Annotated in this window: 11 protein-coding genes and 1 pseudogene; 6 read left to right on the top strand and 6 right to left on the bottom strand. The window is 70.6% G+C overall.

Annotation, left to right across the window (positions count from 1 at the left end):
- Positions 1 to 23 precede the first annotated feature (23 nt).
- Positions 24 to 2,129, top strand: a complete 2,106-nt coding sequence (locus CCS38_RS27410) for an ATP-binding protein (protein ID WP_223736007.1) — start codon at positions 24 to 26, stop codon at positions 2,127 to 2,129.
- Positions 2,130 to 2,184: 55 nt separating this feature from the next.
- Here CCS38_RS27410 and CCS38_RS27415 read toward each other — a convergent pair.
- The 5 genes and pseudogenes from CCS38_RS27415 to CCS38_RS27435 all read right to left on the bottom strand — a co-directional run.
- Positions 2,185 to 2,376 (bottom strand): annotated as a pseudogene (locus tag CCS38_RS27415) (RtcB family protein); the annotation flags it as partial.
- Between the two features lie 180 nt (positions 2,377 to 2,556).
- Positions 2,557 to 2,733 carry an EF-hand domain-containing protein gene (locus CCS38_RS27420; RefSeq protein ID WP_223736008.1) on the bottom strand — a complete coding sequence of 59 codons (177 nt, stop codon included), beginning with the start codon at positions 2,731 to 2,733 and terminating at the stop codon, positions 2,557 to 2,559.
- A gap of 204 nt (positions 2,734 to 2,937) precedes the next feature.
- The gene (locus CCS38_RS27425; protein WP_223736009.1) at positions 2,938 to 5,058 is read right to left on the bottom strand and encodes an ATP-binding protein; all 2,121 of its coding nucleotides are present in this window, start codon (positions 5,056 to 5,058) and stop codon (positions 2,938 to 2,940) included.
- A 236-nt stretch (positions 5,059 to 5,294) separates the two neighbouring features.
- Positions 5,295 to 5,684: a hypothetical protein gene (locus tag CCS38_RS27430; RefSeq protein ID WP_223736010.1), complete on the bottom strand. Its 390-nt coding sequence runs from the start codon at positions 5,682 to 5,684 to the stop codon at positions 5,295 to 5,297.
- A gap of 317 nt (positions 5,685 to 6,001) precedes the next feature.
- Entirely contained in the window at positions 6,002 to 7,195 is a 1,194-nt protein-coding gene (locus CCS38_RS27435) for an RtcB family protein (RefSeq protein WP_223736011.1), read from the bottom strand.
- A gap of 247 nt (positions 7,196 to 7,442) precedes the next feature.
- Between CCS38_RS27435 and CCS38_RS27440 the strand changes: the two genes are divergently transcribed.
- The 3 genes from CCS38_RS27440 to CCS38_RS27450 all read left to right on the top strand — a co-directional run bounded on the left by CCS38_RS27440 (position 7,443) and on the right by CCS38_RS27450 (position 10,769).
- The gene (locus CCS38_RS27440; RefSeq protein ID WP_223736012.1) at positions 7,443 to 8,549 is read left to right on the top strand and encodes a hypothetical protein; all 1,107 of its coding nucleotides are present in this window, start codon (positions 7,443 to 7,445) and stop codon (positions 8,547 to 8,549) included.
- Between the two features lie 151 nt (positions 8,550 to 8,700).
- Positions 8,701 to 9,411 (top strand): DUF3558 family protein, encoded by a 711-nt coding sequence (locus CCS38_RS27445; protein WP_223736013.1) that lies wholly within the window; start codon positions 8,701 to 8,703, stop codon positions 9,409 to 9,411.
- Between the two features lie 137 nt (positions 9,412 to 9,548).
- A complete protein-coding gene (locus tag CCS38_RS27450; RefSeq protein WP_223736033.1) occupies positions 9,549 to 10,769 on the top strand; it encodes a DUF2637 domain-containing protein in 1,221 nt (406 codons plus the stop codon).
- Between the two features lie 96 nt (positions 10,770 to 10,865).
- On the opposite strand, the gene lysS is transcribed toward CCS38_RS27450, so the two are convergent.
- A complete protein-coding gene (lysS, locus tag CCS38_RS27455) occupies positions 10,866 to 12,632 on the bottom strand; it encodes a lysine--tRNA ligase (RefSeq protein ID WP_372457154.1) in 1,767 nt (588 codons plus the stop codon).
- A gap of 340 nt (positions 12,633 to 12,972) precedes the next feature.
- Here lysS and argS point away from each other — a divergent pair, with 340 nt between their 5' ends.
- Both argS and CCS38_RS27465 read left to right on the top strand, forming a co-directional pair.
- Positions 12,973 to 14,727 carry an arginine--tRNA ligase gene (gene argS, locus CCS38_RS27460; protein WP_223736015.1) on the top strand — a complete coding sequence of 585 codons (1,755 nt, stop codon included), beginning with the start codon at positions 12,973 to 12,975 and terminating at the stop codon, positions 14,725 to 14,727.
- A gap of 108 nt (positions 14,728 to 14,835) precedes the next feature.
- Positions 14,836 to 15,540 (top strand): DUF6882 domain-containing protein, encoded by a 705-nt coding sequence (locus tag CCS38_RS27465; protein ID WP_223736016.1) that lies wholly within the window; start codon positions 14,836 to 14,838, stop codon positions 15,538 to 15,540.
- Positions 15,541 to 15,554: the final 14 nt, after the last annotated feature.

Genomic DNA, 15,554 nt, shown 5'->3' on the forward strand with positions numbered 1-15,554 from the left:
TACCGAACGGGGAGGGGTGCGCCATGGGGAATTCCCGGCAGGGCCAACAGGCGGGGAACCTGCCGTCCGAAGCGACGAGTTTCGTCGGGCGCGAGGCCGAACTGAGTGCCATGGGCGACCTGTTGCTCACCGATCGGCTGGTGACGCTGACCGGGGTCGGCGGGGTGGGCAAGACCCGCCTGGCACAGCGCGCCGGAGCCGAGGCCCGGGCCGCCTTTCCCGACGGGGTATGGCTGGTCGAACTCTCCCCTCTCAAGGACGTGGCCTCGCTCCCGCTCGCCGTGTACGAAGCGCTCCGGCTGGCCGACCAGTCCACCCGGCCCGCGGTTGAGGTGGTGACCGGCTGGCTGTCGGACAAGCGGCTGCTGCTGATCCTGGACTGCTGCGAACACCTCGCCGCCGGCTGCGCCGACTTCGCACAGCAGCTGCTGGCCGCGGCGCCCGGAGTGCACATCCTGGCCAGCAGCCGCTGCCCTCTGCGGGCCCCGGACGAGTGCGTGGTCTCCGTACCCCCGCTCCCCGTCACCGTGGCGGGGCCCCGCCACGGAGCAGCACCCGCCGACGCGGAGGTGCTGTTCAGAGAACGCGCCGCCGCGGCCGCCCCCCGGACGGTTCTCACGGAGCAGGACGGCGCGGCGATCGCCGACATCTGTACCCGCCTGGAAGGCATCCCGCTCGCGATCGAGCTGGCCGCCGCCCGGCTGCCGGAAATGCCCCTGGACCAGCTCCGGCAGCGCCTGCACACCCGCTTCGAGACGCTCACCGCGGGAGACGGGCCGGGCCGTCAGGGCGAGCCTCGGCACCAGGCGCTGCGCACGACGATCGGCTGGAGCCACGAGCTGTGCGCCCCACTCGAACGGCTGCTGTGGGCGCGGCTTTCGGCGTTCGCCGGCGGCTTCGAGGAGGAGGCGGTCGCCTGGGTCTGCTCCGGCGGTCCGCTCGACAGTGACCGGACGGCCGGCCTGCTGTCCTCCCTCGCGGACAAGTCGGTGCTGCAGCAGACGGAAACACCCCGGGGCACGCGGTACTGGATGCTGGACACGGTCCGCGAGTTCGGCCAGGAGTGGCTGTGCGGGCTCGGCGAGGAGCGACGGCTGCACCGGCGGCACCGGGACTACTACCGCTGGCTCGCCCGCACCGGCCACCGGGAGTGGCCGGCGGCCCAGCAGGTCGCCTGGTACGACCGTTCCACCGCCGAGTACGCCAACCTCCGCGCGGCCCTGGAGTGCTGCCTCGCCGACCCGGACCCGCGCTACGCGCTGGAGATGACGGGTGACCTGTGGTTCTTCTGGTTCTGCTACGGCTTTCAGCGGGAGGGCCGCCACTATCTGGGGCGGGCCCTCGACAAGGCACCGATCGGTGACCGCAGCCCGGAGCGGTTCTGGGCGCTGTGGGCCTGCGGAATGGTGGCGATCGCCCAGGGAGACCGGGAGGTCGCCGCCGTAATGGACAGTGCCTGCGCGGTCCTGGCAGACCGGCTCGGCGACCCGACGACGGCGGCGGGCGCGGCCACGCTGAAGGGAGCGCGCTACGCCGCGAACGGCCGGTCCGACGAAGCGGTCGCGCTGCTGGGTGCGGCCGTGCGGTCGCCCGCATTCGGCGCCGACGTCCCGACCGTCAGATTCATGGCGCTGTGCAGCGTGACGATCGCTTACCTCAACCTGCGTGCGTTCGCCCCGCTCACCACGACCGCTGACATCCTGCGCAGGGAGTGCGAACAGGTCGGCGAGCAGTGGTACCGCGCCTACGCCCTGTACTGCCTGTCGGCCGCGGCCATGGGCACCGGCGATCCGGCAGCGGCACTCCGGCACGGCACCGAGGCCCTGCGCATGAAATGGCGGCTGCACGACACCCTCGGGACGGCCATGACCCTGGAGACGCTGGCCTCCGCCCTGGCGGCAGCCGATCCGGAGCAGGCCGCGCGGCTGCTCGGCATCGCCGACAATGTCTGGAGCTCCTTCGGCCGGGCACAGGCAGGAATCCCGGGATTGATCGCGGCCCGCCAAGCCTGCGAACGCCCGGTCCGCGCCGCCCTCGGCGACGCCTCCTACGAAGCCGCCCACAGCAAAGGCCAGGAAACCGACATCGACACCGGCATCGCCTACGTCCTGAGCCTGGAAACACCCTGAGCCCCGGACACTTCCCGGCCCGGGGCTCATCGCTCACACAAGGCTCTGCACCTCACCGGCCCGCGCCGTGCAACGCCGAGTCGAAGGACTCCTCGTTACCGAGGCCGCGGACAATGTACGAGCCCGTGCCCATCGACCCCGGAATGATCCCGTAGTCCCCGCTCCCCGCCCGGATCGCCCCCTTCCGCGTGACCAGCAGATTTATGCCCTCGTAACGCTCCTCGGCCACGTAGTTGTGGTGGCGGGAAGATGTATAGGAGGGACACGGTGAGCGGACCTGAAGATCGTCGTCGCTGCCCTCACGTCAGCGCGGTCGGTCCATCCGTAACGCGCTAGCACCGGACCGGGCCCTCGGTTTGGCACTGGTGTCCTGAGTCGAAGGTCGTCGTTGGTCTGGTGTGACTCGTCGAAGAATCTCCGACTCAGCTCACGAGAAGGAGCCGAAGAGCCAGTTGCTCGGAGCCTGCGGGTCTTCGCTGGTGCAGTACTCCTCGGTGGCCTTGCGGGTCCCCTGGCTGTTGAGGGAACCGTCACCGTCGATGTCGAGCTGTGTGAAAGCGGCCGCAAGGGCTTCGGGGTCGGCACCCAAGGTGCGGATGTACATGGTGATGAACTCGCGCTGATCGATGAGGCCATTGCCATCGGCGTCGCAGATGCCCCGGCCATCGTGCCCAGGCGTTCCAGGTAGCCCTTCGCCGAGCTGCGGAGGCGGTTGAAAACCAAGGATCTCGTATCCGACGAACGGATACGACTGGAATGCGTGCGGCTCGCGGCACAGGACCGCACCCGAGGTCGCGTCGGTTGGTGATCACGGGGCCGTGTCGTGTGGTGGAACAGAGGCCGGCGGGGTGAGGGCGTAGGCGATGGCGGCGTCCGGGGCAGCGTCGTAGCCGGTGTGGAAGGCGTTCTTGTAAGCGTCGTCGCCGATGAGGCGGCGGGCCTGCTGCTCGCAGGCGTTGCGCGCGGCGACGAGTCCGTCGACGCCCATCTGGGGGGTGCCGATGGTGTGCCAGGTCTGCTCGGCGATGCCCAGGAGCCGGGCGGCGTGCTCAGCCTGCTCGGCGGCGACCGCGGCGGAGGCGAGCAGGTCGATGGCCATGGCGATGGCGAGGCTGTCCCGGAAGCGGCGTTTGCCGTCGAGGGCGGTGCGGGCATGGGCCGCGGCCTCCTCCGCCCGTCCCAGTCCCTGTGCGGCGAGGGCACGCATGTACTCGCCCCAGGCGCGGGCCCAGGTCTCGCCACGCCGGGCGCACTCGGCGCACAAGTCGTCGGCGACGGCCGCGGCTTCCGCGAACTCCCCGAGGAAGACGTGGACGATGGCCCGTCCGGCCCGCACCATGAACCACGCCGCGCGATACCGCCCGCCGACCGGCGGGCGGCGCGGGGCCGCCTCGAACGCCTCGACACCGCGCGACAGCTGACCGCTCAGCGTGAGACCTTGACCTTCGAGAACGGCCGCGGCAGCCCGGCTGGTCTCGTCGGCCTCGTGCGCGGTGGCCTCGCGGAAGGCGTCGGCGACACCGAGGATGGTCTCGGGGTCGCCCTGGGCGGCGGCGACGATGCCGCGGGCCCACAGGGCCCGGGCGCGGGCCGGCCCGGGATCGGTGTTGAGGGCCAGGGCCTGGTCCAGGTAGTGCTGGCCTTCTCGGGCGAAGCCGCAGGCGAACCAGAGGAACCACAGTGCCCCGCCCAGTTCCACGGCGGTGTGCCCGTCCTGTTCGGCGAGGCAGAAGTCCAGCGCGGCGCGGAGGTTGGCGTGCTCGGCCACCGTCCTTTCGTACCAGGTGACTTGGTCCGGCCCGATCCAGGCGGCCTCCGCTTGGTGGGCCAGCGCCCGGTAGTGCTCTCGGTGGCGGTGGCGCATGGTGTGTTCCTCGCCCAGATTGCGCAGCCAGAAGGCGCCGAACTCGCGGATGGTGTCCAGCATCCGGTAGCGCGGCCCGGGGCCGCCGCCCGGGGCGGGCGTGAGGAGGGATTTGTCCGCCAGCCCGGCCAGCAGGCCCTCGATCGTGTCCTCGGGAAGGCGCCCGTCGGCGCACACCGCACCGGCCGCCTCGGCGTCGAAGCCGCCCGCGAACACCGACAGCCGAGCCCAGAACAGCCGCTCAGCCGGGCTGCACAGCTCGTGGCTCCAGCCGATCGCCGTGCGCAGGGCCTGGTGCCAGGGCGGATCGGCCTCGTGCACCACCTCATCGGTGGTGCCCAGCACGGCGAAGCGGTCCTCCAGACGCTCGGTCAGCTCCGCCACGGACAGGTCGCGCAGACGGGCGGCAGCCAGCTCGAGGGCGAGCGGCAGACCGTCCAGACGACGGCACAGCCGTACGAGCTCGGGACGGGCGACGTCCGTGACGGCGAAACCCGACACCGCCTCGGCCGCTCGTGCGGTCAGCAGAGCAACCGCATCCGCGCCGCCGTCGTTCCCCTCCCCCTCCTCGACCGGCAGCGGCGCGACCGTCAAAAGCCGCTCCGGAAAAACGCCCAACGGGCGGCGGCTGGTCACCAGGATCCGCAGCCCCGGCGCCGCCGCCAGCAACGCCTCGACCACCAGCGCGCACTCATCCACCAGATGCTCACAGGTGTCCAGCACCAACAGCAGCTCACGGCCCGCCAGATACTCCGCCACCACGTCAATCATCGGCCGCGTCGTCTGGTCCGCCAACGGCAGCGCCTCGGCGACGGCATGCACCAGCAGGGGGCCGCTCCGCAGGGCCGAGAGGTCCACCCACCATGCACCGTCCCACAGGGACGGCTGCGCCTCATATGCGGCCCGCAGCGCCAGCCGCGTCTTGCCCACCCCACCGACCCCCGTCAACGTCACCAGCCGGGAACTCCCCAGCAGTCGCCGGACCTGCCCCAGCTCCGCACGCCGCCCGATCAGCCCCGTCGGCTCCGCAGGCAGGTTGCCCGCCCGGCGGCTCTGCGTGACCATGCTTGTCCCCTTCCCTGCGTCTCCGGGCCTTCCGAAAAGGGACAGCTTGCCGTCTTCCGCCACACTGTGTGGCCGCTGACCACTGAATGACCGGTTGTGATGACCGCAGGCCATATTGGGGCAGGACGGCGTGAAAGCCCCTGTTCGTACCCGCAGCCCAACTGTCGGCAAACGACCGGCCGGACATCCGTCACACCGGTGCCTCCTCCGGTGCGTCACGGCGGGCGCAACGGTGGTTACCGGCCCGCGCTCTCCGGCGCCGGGCCGGGTGCCCCGTCGAGAAGGCCGGCGGTGGGCTGGACGAGGAGCAGGGTGAGGTCGTCGTCCGTGCTGCCGGCGGCGTGGCCGTGCAGCAGACCGAGTAGACCGGCGAGGGCCTGGTCGAGGGCAGGGGCGGACAGGGCTGCCCTGGCCCGGTGGTCGAGAGGAAACATGGCGCCCTGGGTGTCAGGGGTCTCGGCAACGGTGAACACGCCTGTGGCACGAATGGCCAGCCGGTAAGCCGCCAGCAGCGGCCCGCTGACCAGCAACATGGAGAACGAGAGCACCGGGCAGAGCGCGGCGCCCACCGCGACGGCGGCCTCGACCGTCCCCACCGACAGGAGCCAGCCACGCTCCGAGCGCACGCGCGCCTCCCCGACGCTCGCCCCTTCCCGGGAAGCCGGAATCCCCGCACCCTCTCAGAAGCGGAGCGCACAGAGCGTCACTTTCAAGCTATCGGTCACACAGCGTGCAAATGGATCGGCGCTCTTGGACGGAGTGCGACAGACCATGAAAACGACGAAACGCCGGATGGGGCGCCTGTCGGCACAGACGACGCGGATGACCGGACGGCGATGGGGTGAGCAGAGGACTCTGCGGTACGGGGACAGCCTGCCGAGGAAGGCAAAGCCCCCGCACCGTTGTCGACGCGGGGGCTATCGATCACATGCAGCCCTGCAGCTCAGCCCTTCACGCAGATGACCTGCTTGAGCTTTGCGACCACCTCGACCAGATCCCGCTGCTGGTCGATGACCTTTTCGATGGGCTTGTACGCGCCGGGGATCTCGTCCACCACACCGGAGTCCTTACGGCACTCCACGCCCCGCGTCTGCTCCTCCAGGTCCTTTGTGGAGAAACGCTTCTTCGCGGCGTTGCGGCTCATCTTCCGGCCCGCGCCGTGCGAGGCCGAGTTGAAGGACTTCTCGTTACCGAGGCCGCGAACGATGTACGAGCCCGTGCCCATCGACCCCGGAATGATCCCGTAGTCCCCGCTCCCCGCCCGGATCGCCCCCTTCCGCGTGACCAGCAGATCCATGCCCTCGTACCGCTCCTCCGCCACGTAGTTGTGGTGGCAGGAGATCACCGGATCAAAGGTCGGCCGGGCCTTCTTGAATTCCTTGCGGACGACGTCCTGGAAAAGGGCCATCATGATCGCGCGGTTGTGCTTGGCGTACTCCTGCGCCCAGAAGAGGTCGTTTCGGTACGCCGCCATCTGCGGGGTGTCCGCGATGAAGACGGCGAGGTCGCGGTCGACCAGGCCCTGGTTGTGCGGCAGCTTCTGGGCCTCGCCGATGTGGAAGTCGGCGAGCTCCTTGCCGATGTTCCGGGAGCCGGAGTGCAGCATCAGCCAGACGGCGTCGTCCGAATCAAGGCAGAATTCAATGAAGTGATTGCCGGAACCGAGCGTTCCCATCTGCTTCGTTGCCCGGTCCTGGCGGAACTTGACCGCGTCCGCGATGCCGTCGAAGCGGGTCCAGAAGTCGTCCCAGCCGGCCGTCCCGAAGCCGTGCAGCCGCCCCGGGTCCACCGGGTCGTCGTGCATGCCGCGGCCCACCGGAATGGCCTCCTCGATCTTCGAGCGGAGGCGGGAGAGGTCGGCGGGCAGGTCGTTCGCCGTCAGGGAGGTCTTGACCGCGGACATGCCGCAGCCGATGTCGACGCCGACCGCCGCCGGGCAGACCGCGCCGTGCATGGCGATGACCGACCCGACCGTGGCGCCCTTGCCGTAGTGCACGTCCGGCATCACGGCGAGGCCCTTGATCCACGGCAGCGTCGCGACATTGCGCAGCTGCTGCAGCGCGACGCCCTCGACCGTGGCCGGATCCGCCCACATGCGGATCGGGACCTGCGCGCCGGGCACTTCCACGTACGACATGACTTCCTCGTTCCCCCGATGAATCCCGATAATAAGAACCGCAAACGCCATCGGATGCCAGCAAAAAGTGCACAGCGCTGAAAACGCAAAAGCTGGATATTGCACCCGATCAGCGACAACGGACCGGCGGGTGCGACGATGCGTGCGGTAGACATTGTGTCCATCAGCCGCTGCTCAGCGGCAACCGGATTTCGTACGGAAGGAGCCGGGGACGGTGCAGCGAAGGTCGTCCGTACGAGGGGCCGCCGTGGCGGCTGCCGTGGCGCTGGCCACGATGCTCACCAGCTGCTCCGGCAGCTCGGACACCGATACGGGGGCCGAGGACGCCAAGGGCGGCGACAGCACGTCGTCGGCGCCCGTCGCCGAGCCGGGCGAGTTCGACTCGCTGCCCGAGCCGTGCGGGCTGCCCGCCCGGAGGACGCTGCGCAGCCTGCTGCCCACCGACGGCAGCCCGGAGACCCCCGCGGAGGCCGACAAGGTCTACCGCGGCCGGGCCGACGTCACCTTCGACACCGACCGCCGGGTCGGCTGCCACTGGAAGCGGGAGACCTCCGAGGGCACCCGCCACCTCAACATCGACCTGCAGCGCGTGGTGTCGTACGACGGCTCCGTCAGCGACGACGCCAAGGCGCAGGAGCTGTACGCGAAGCGGGAGCTCGCGGCCCACATCCCGAGCGGCACGCCGAGCGCCCCCACCCCGTCCGCGAGCAAGGGCTCGGGCGCCTCCGGGGACAAGGGCGAGCAGAGCGAGAAGTCCGGCGGGACGTCGGGGCGCGGCGCGGGCAGCGACGCCGACAGCCGTACCGGCGCGGGCAGCGGCACCCGCCCCTCCGGCGGCAAGGGCCCCGTGGCCGACTCCTCGGCCGACCCGGCCGGCAGCGCGCAGCGCGACGGCTCCGAAACCGCCGGAGACACGACCGGAGACACAGCCGGCAGCACCGCAGGAAACACCCCCGGCGACGCGCAGGACACCGGCTCCGGGAAGGGCTCCGGCAGCGGCACCCGCCCCTCGGACACCCATACGGCCGAAGGCGACTCCCCCAGCTCATCCGGTGCGTCCGGCTCTCCCGACCCCTCCGGCTCCTCCGGTTCCGGCTCCCCCGACGACGCCGCGAGCCTCGCGCCGCGTCCGCTCGCCGACGTCGGCGACGCCGCCTTCCTGGACGACGCGCTGGTCACGGCCGACTCCGGCCTGCACCGCGACGTCACGGTCGTGTTCCGCTCGTCGAATGTGATTGTGACCATCGAGTACGACCAGTGGTCCACCGACAAGTCCGTCCTTCCCGACCGTCGCGAGCTGCAGGAAAAGGCCCGGGCGCTGGCCGCTGAGCTGGCCGCGCACTGGACCGAATGACCGGTTACGGTCGGATTGACCGGTTACCGTCGGCGAGTAACACCACAATTCGGCAACCGGCGCCCGTCCGCCGCGTACCGTGCGTCGCAGGGGCCACCCGGGCCCTGCGCGCGGAACGGCCGCTCGCACGACGACGAACAGCGAAGGAACCATGCACCGTTCAGCCAAGCGACTCGCCAGCTACCTCGCCTGCGCAGCCGTACCGGTGATGCTCGTCGCCGGCTGCTCCGACGACTCGGGCAAGGACTCGGGCGGCGACGCCTCCAAGTCCGCCGCCCCGAGCTCGTCGCCCAAGGTGGCACCGGGCAAGTTCAAGAAGCTCCCCGACCCCTGCACGGCCATCACGAAGGACCGCGTCAAGAAGATGCTGCCCGCCGTGAAGGACGAGAGCGGCGAGGAGGGGAAGAGCAGCGACACCTCCGCGCACGGCACCTGCACCTGGAGCAGCGAGGAGCGGCAGGGCAAGGGCGGCATCAACGGCACGCAGTTCCGCTGGCTCGCCGTCAACCTGCAGCGTTACGACTCCGACCCCGCGCTGGGCTCCGGCGACAAGCGGGCGACCGGCTTCTACAACAAGCAGGTCGACGCGGCCAAGGGCACCAAGGACGCCAAGAACGTCAAGAGCGAGCCCGCCAAGGGCATCGGCGACGCGGCGACCAAGGTGACGTACGACCTGAAGAAGGACGGCAACGACTTCAAGAACCAGACGGTCGTCGCCCGTACCGCCAACGCCGTGGTCACCATCAACTTCAACGGTGCGGGCCTGGCCGGCGCGAAGGCTCCGGACGACAAGGAGATGCTGGCGGACGCCGAAGAGGCCGCCAAGCAGGCCGTCTACGAGATCAACAAGGTGAACAAGTAAGCACATATCCGCACCGCGGGCGTACCACTCGCGTAACGCCTGCGGCCCTCCCGGCACCCGGCTGCACGGGTGTGCCACGCTAGGCGCGCCAATCAGGCCAGTCAGCCGAGTGCGGGGAGGGATCGCGGGTGGCCGCGATGCGTTTGAGTCGTACGCACCGAATACTGATCGGCGTGGTCGTCGCGGGCGCGCTGGTCATCGCCGCGATCGGCTTCGCCGGTTCGTACTCGGCGGTCCGCGCGCTCGCCGAGCAGAAGGGCTTCGGCTCCTTCTCGTACGTCTTCCCGATCGGCATCGACGCGGGCATCGTCGTCCTCCTGGCGCTGGACCTGCTGCTCACCTGGATCCGCATCCCGTTCCCGCTGCTGCGCCAGACCGCCTGGCTGCTGACGGCCGCGACGATCGCCTTCAACGGCGCGGCGGCCTGGCCCGACCCGCTCGGCGTCGGCATGCACGCGGTGATCCCGGTCCTCTTCGTCGTCGCGGTCGAGGCCGCGCGGCACGCGATCGGCCGGATCGCCGACCTCACCGCCGACAAGCACATGGAGGGCGTCCGGCTCTCCCGCTGGCTCCTCGCCTTCCCCTCGACGTTCCGGCTGTGGCGCCGCATGAAGCTGTGGGAGCTGCGCTCGTACGAGCAGGTCATCAAGCTGGAGCAGGACCGGCTGGTGTACCAGGCGCGGCTGCGGTCGCGGTACGGACGCGCGTGGCGCCGCAAGGCCCCGGTGGAGTCGCTGATGCCGCTGCGGCTGGCGCGGTACGGGGTACCGCTGTCGGAGACCGCGCCCGCGGGGCTCGCGGCGGCGGGGATCGATCCGGCCCGGGAACGGGCCGGCGAGGTGGCGCGCGAGCCGGTACGCCCGGCGCTGGACGCGACGGCCGCCCGGGAGCATCCCGTACCGGTGGAGGCCGTCGAGCACACCGAGCTCGCAGAGCCCGTAGAGCTCGCGGAGCCCGCCAGGACCGTCGAGCCCGTGCCGCAGCACCAGGACGACGAGCCCGCCTCCTCCCTCACGATCCCCGTGGGCCCCGGCCGCAGCCGCCCGCTCGGTACCGCGGGCGCGACCGTACCGATGCCCGCGCCGGCGCCCGAGCCCGTCCCCGAGCCGGTCGTGCCGACCGAGCAGCTCTCCGAGGGGCTGCCGCGCGACGAGCAGTTCTACGAGGCGTTCCGGGCGTACGTCGCCGACAGGAACGACATGCCCGACGCCCACCAGTTCGCGCGCTACCTGCTCAACAACTACGGCGTCACGGGCCGGGACGGCACCGGCCCGCTCAGCGAGAACTACCTGCGGACGTACGTACGCGACTTCCGCGCCCGCTTCCGCCAGGAGATGGAGAGCGAGCACATCGCCTGAGAAGCGAGCACATCGCCCGACCGCTCGCACGACCAGGGGCCCGGGCGACGTGCGCCCGGGCCCCTGACGGAGTGCGGTGACTCTTGGCCGTACCGCTTACGCGCCCAGCAGCTTGCGCACCCGGTCCGCGCCGACGGCGAGGAGCAGGGTGGGCAGCCGCGGGCCGGTCTCGCGGCTGACCAGCAGGCGGTAGAGCAGCGCGAAGAACGACCGCTGGGCGGTCTTGATCTCCGGCGGCAGCTCCTTCGCCGTGGCGTCGGCGGAGAAGCCCGCCTGCACCTTCGGCACGCCGTAGACCAGGTGCGTCAGGCCGTCGAGCGACCAGTGCTCGTCCAGCCCGTCCAGCAGCAGCCGGAGCGATTCCTTGGCCTGGTCGTCCAGCGAGCCGAGCAGCTCGGTGTCCGGCTCCGCGCGGACGATGGTGCGCTGATCGGCCGGGACCTGGCTGGTGATCCACTGCTCGGCGCGGTCCAGCCGGGGCCGGACCTCGTCCAGCGAGGTGACCGGCTTCTCCGGGTCCAGCTCGCTGAGGATGCGCAGGGTCTGCTCGTCGTGGCCGGCCGTGATGTCGGCGACCGAGGCGAGCGTGCGGTACGGGAGCGGGCGCGGCGTCTTCGGCAGCTCGCCCGCCGCGGTCCCGATGGCACGGGCGTACGCCGCCGCGTCGGCCGGCAGCACGGAGCCGTCGGCGACCTTGGCGTCCAGCCGGTCCCACTCGTCGTACAGCCGCTGGATCTCCTGGTCGAAGGCGATCTTGAACGACTGGTTCGGCTTGCGGCGCGCGTACAGCCAGCGCAGCAGCTGCGGCTCCATGATCTGCAGCGCGTCGGCCGGGGTCGGCACCCCGCCCTTCGACGAGGACATCTTGGCCATCCCGCTGATGCCCACGAAGGCGTACATCGGGCCGATCGGCTGCTTGCCGTCGAAGATGCCGACGATCTGGCCGCCGACCTGGAAGGACGAGCCGGGCGAGGAGTGGTCCACACCCGACGGCTCGAAGATCACGCCCTCGTAGGCCCAGCGCATGGGCCAGTCGACCTTCCAGACCAGCTTGCCGCCGTTGAACTCGCTCAGCCGCACCGTCTCGCCGTGCCCGCAGGTGCAGGTGTAGGTGAGCTCGGTCGTGTCGTCGTCGTACGCGGTGACGGTGGTGAAGTCCTTGCCGCACGCCGTGCAGTACGGCTTGTACGGGAAGTAGCCCGCGCCGCCGCCGCTGCCGTCGTCCTCACCGGCCGCGCCGGAGCCCTCAGCGGCCTCCAGCTCGGCCTCGTCGACCGGCTTCTGCGACTTCTTCGCCGGCGCCTTCTTCGTGCGGTACTGGGCGAGGATCGCGTCGATGTCGCCGCGGTGCTTCATCGCGTGCAGGATCTGCTCGCGGTACACGCCGGAGGTGTACTGCTCGGTCTGGCTGATGCCGTCGTACTCGACGCCCAGCTGCGCGAGCGCGTCGACCATGGCGGCCTTGAAGTGCTCGGCCCAGTTCGCGTACGCCGAGCCCTTGGGGGCCGGGACGCTGGTCAGCGGCTTGCCGATGTGCTCGGCCCAGGAGTCGTCCACACCCTCGACGCCGAACGGCACCTTGCGGTACCGGTCGTAGTCGTCCCAGGACAGGACGTGGCGGACCTCGTGCCCCCGGCGGCGGATCTCGTCCGCGACCAGGTGCGGGGTCATGACCTCGCGGAGGTTGCCCAGGTGGATCGGGCCGGAGGGGGACAGGCCGGAGGCGACCACGACCGGTTTGCCAGGCGCGCGACGCTCCGACTCGGCAATGACCTCATCCGCGTAACGGGAGACCCAGTCGGTTGTCTCGGTGCTCTGAGCCACGGTCGGCCCTTCCTCTTCTGCTTCGCGCGTTCGCTTGATCAGTTGCTCGCCGGCGATCGGTCGGCCCCGGGTGATCGGCTGATCCCGGATGACCGGTTGGCTCCGGCGATCGGCTGATCACGTGGTCGCTTGATCGCTTACGGTCGTCAGCCCGGTCCCGGGCCCGGCGGCCCGGAGTGCGTGATCCGGTGCGGGCCGCCCAGGCCGCAAGCCTGGCCGTTCCATTGTCCCAGACGCCCCGGTGATCGATTTCCCCGGCAGGCAGGGCGTGCGGGCTGCCGTGAAATACTGATGACAAACCCTTTCCGGCTCCTCCAGTATCACGTCAGCTCGGCTCGCCCTCGAGCCTTTTTCCCTTCAACGGAAACGGCAGCACTCCATGGCTTCGGTCCCTTCTCTCGCCGCCTCGGTCAACCAGCGCGTCACGGACGCCCTCTCGGCAGCCCTGCCGGAGGCCGGCGCCGCCGACCCGCTGCTGCGACGAAGCGACCGGGCCGACTTCCAGGCCAACGGGATGCTCGCGCTCGCGAAGAAGCTCAAGGGGAACCCCCGTGAGCTGGCCTCGCAGGTCGTCGAGCGGATCACGGCCCCCGAGCTGATCAAGGACATCGAGGTCTCCGGCCCCGGCTTCCTCAACATCACGGTCGCCGACTCGGCCATCGTGCAGACGCTGGCCGCCCGCGCCGCGGACGACCGGCTCGGCGTGCCCCTGAAGGACGAGCCGGGCCTCACGATCATCGACTACGCCCAGCCGAACGTCGCCAAGGAGATGCACGTCGGCCACCTGCGCTCGGCGGTCATCGGCGACGCGCTGCGCGGCCTGCTGGACTTCACGGGCGAGAAGACGATCGGCCGCCACCACATCGGCGACTGGGGCACGCAGTTCGGCATGCTCATCCAGTACCTGATCGAGAACCCGGGCGAGCTGGCCCCGGCCGACGAGGTCGACGGCGAGCAGGCCATGTCGAACCTGAACCGGGTGTACAAGGCGTCGCGCGCCGTCTTCGACGCGGACGAGGAGTTCAAGGAGCGGGCCCGCAAGCGGGTCGTCGCCCTCCAGTCCGGCGACAAGGAGACCCTGGACCTCTGGCAGCGGTTCGTGGACGAGTCGAAGGTCTACTTCTACTCGGTCTTCGAGAAGCTGGACATGGAGATCCGGGACGACGAGATCGTCGGCGAGTCCGCGTACAACGACATGATGGCCGAGACGGCCCGGCTGCTGGAGGAGTCCGGCGTCGCGGTCCGCTCCGAGGGCGCCCTCGTCGTCTTCTTCGACGACATCAAGGGCAAGGACGACCAGCCGGTCCCGCTGATCGTGCAGAAGGCGGACGGCGGCTTCGGGTACGCGGCGAGCGACCTCTCCGCGATCCGCAACCGCGTCTTCGACCTGCACGCGACGACGCTCCTCTACGTCGTGGACGTACGCCAGTCCCTGCACTTCAAGATGGTCTTCGAGACGGCCCGCCGGGCGGGCTGGCTCGGCGACGAGGTCACCGCGCACAACATGGGCTACGGCACGGTCCTCGGCGCGGACGGCAAGCCGTTCAAGACCCGCGAGGGCGAGACCGTCCGCTTGGAGGACCTGCTCGACGAGGCGGCCCAGCGCGCCGCCGAGGTGGTCCGCGAGAAGGCCCAGGACCTCACCGAGGAAGAGATCAACGAGCGCGGCGCGCAGGTCGGCATCGGCGCGGTCAAGTACGCGGACCTCTCCACCTCCGCCAACCGCGACTACAAGTTCGACCTCGACCAGATGGTCTCCCTCAACGGCGACACGTCGGTGTACATCCAGTACGCCCACGCCCGCATCAAGTCCATCCTCCGCAAGGCGGGCGACGCGCAGCCGGCCGCACACGCGGAGCTGGCGCTCGCCCCGGCGGAGCGGGCGCTGGGCCTGCACCTGGACGCATTCGGCAACACGGTCTTCGAGGCCGCGGCCGAGTACGCCCCGCACAAGCTCACCGCGTACCTCTACCAGCTCGCGTCCCTCTACACGACCTTCTACGACCAGTGCCCGGTCCTGAAGGCCGAGACGCCCGAGCAGGTCGAGAACCGCCTCTTCCTCTGCGACATCACGGCCCGCACGCTCCACAAGGGCATGGCCCTCCTGGGCATCCGGACGCCCGAGCGCCTCTGACCGCTCCGCGGCACGACGCGACGGTGGCCGTCACCCCTCGGGGTGGCGGCCACCGCCGTGTTCCGGGCGGGCTGCACGGGGCGTGTGGGCCGACCGTAGGGTCGGAGGATGAGCAACGCAGCATTCAGTGAAGCCTTCGTCGGTACCGTCGAGCCGCACGCCGCGTGGGGTGCGCACCAGCTCGAAACGTTCAGTGCCTTCCTGCCCTCCGGCGACTGGAGCGCGGATCTCGATCAGTGCCTCTACCGCCAGGGCGGCCAGGACCTGCGCATATCGGTCCTCGGCACCTGGGACGTCAGAGACAGCTCCTGGCTGTGGGGCTGGGCCAACCCCGGCTTCGGGAACGCTCCCGTCGCCAGGGCGGCCCATGCCCTGCGCCGGTTCGGGCACGAGAACGGCGTCCCCGAGTTCACGCACGAGCTCGTTCCCCTGGGCGGCGCCCCGGACCCGCGCATGGCCGCGGAGACGCTCGCCTTCGGCGCGATGAGCGTGCTCGGCGCGGCGGGCTACATCGGCGTACAGGCGAGCCCGGAGGCCCGGCTCTACCTCGTACCGGACGACCCGCAGGTCCCGCGCCATGTGCCGGACGCCGTCACCCTTCCCCGCATCCTGATGACCGGCGCGGGCATCTTCGGGAGCTCGGAGCGGCAGGTGGTGACGGGTTACTTCGAGCGCCACGGACTACCGCAGCAGCCGACGGAGGACGGCATCAGGGTCGGCCTCCCGGACGGCACTCCGGTCAGCATCCGCTTCGACGCCCAGGGCCGCGTCACCGCGATCGACGCCCATTTCGCCACGGCCCCCGGCCAGTGACACGAACGCCTGCC

The sequence above is a fragment of the Streptomyces purpurogeneiscleroticus genome, assembly GCF_020024005.1.
GTDB lineage: Bacteria > Actinomycetota > Actinomycetes > Streptomycetales > Streptomycetaceae > Streptomyces > Streptomyces purpurogeneiscleroticus.

Excerpts from the sequence above, each read along its gene's own strand:
- CCS38_RS27445 (WP_223736013.1), top strand. The coding sequence starts at position 8,701 with ATGCACCGTTCAGCCAAGCGACTCGCCAGCTACCTCGCCTGCGCAGCC.
- CCS38_RS27465 (WP_223736016.1), top strand. The coding sequence starts at position 14,836 with ATGAGCAACGCAGCATTCAGTGAAGCCTTCGTCGGTACCGTCGAGCCG.
- CCS38_RS27420 (WP_223736008.1), bottom strand. The coding sequence starts at position 2,733 with ATGTACATCCGCACCTTGGGTGCCGACCCCGAAGCCCTTGCGGCCGCT.
- CCS38_RS27425 (WP_223736009.1), bottom strand. The coding sequence starts at position 5,058 with ATGGTCACGCAGAGCCGCCGGGCGGGCAACCTGCCTGCGGAGCCGACG.
- CCS38_RS27410 (WP_223736007.1), top strand. The coding sequence starts at position 24 with ATGGGGAATTCCCGGCAGGGCCAACAGGCGGGGAACCTGCCGTCCGAA.
- CCS38_RS27450 (WP_223736033.1), top strand. The coding sequence starts at position 9,549 with ATGCGTTTGAGTCGTACGCACCGAATACTGATCGGCGTGGTCGTCGCG.
- CCS38_RS27435 (WP_223736011.1), bottom strand. The coding sequence starts at position 7,195 with ATGTCGTACGTGGAAGTGCCCGGCGCGCAGGTCCCGATCCGCATGTGG.
- argS (WP_223736015.1), top strand. The coding sequence starts at position 12,973 with ATGGCTTCGGTCCCTTCTCTCGCCGCCTCGGTCAACCAGCGCGTCACG.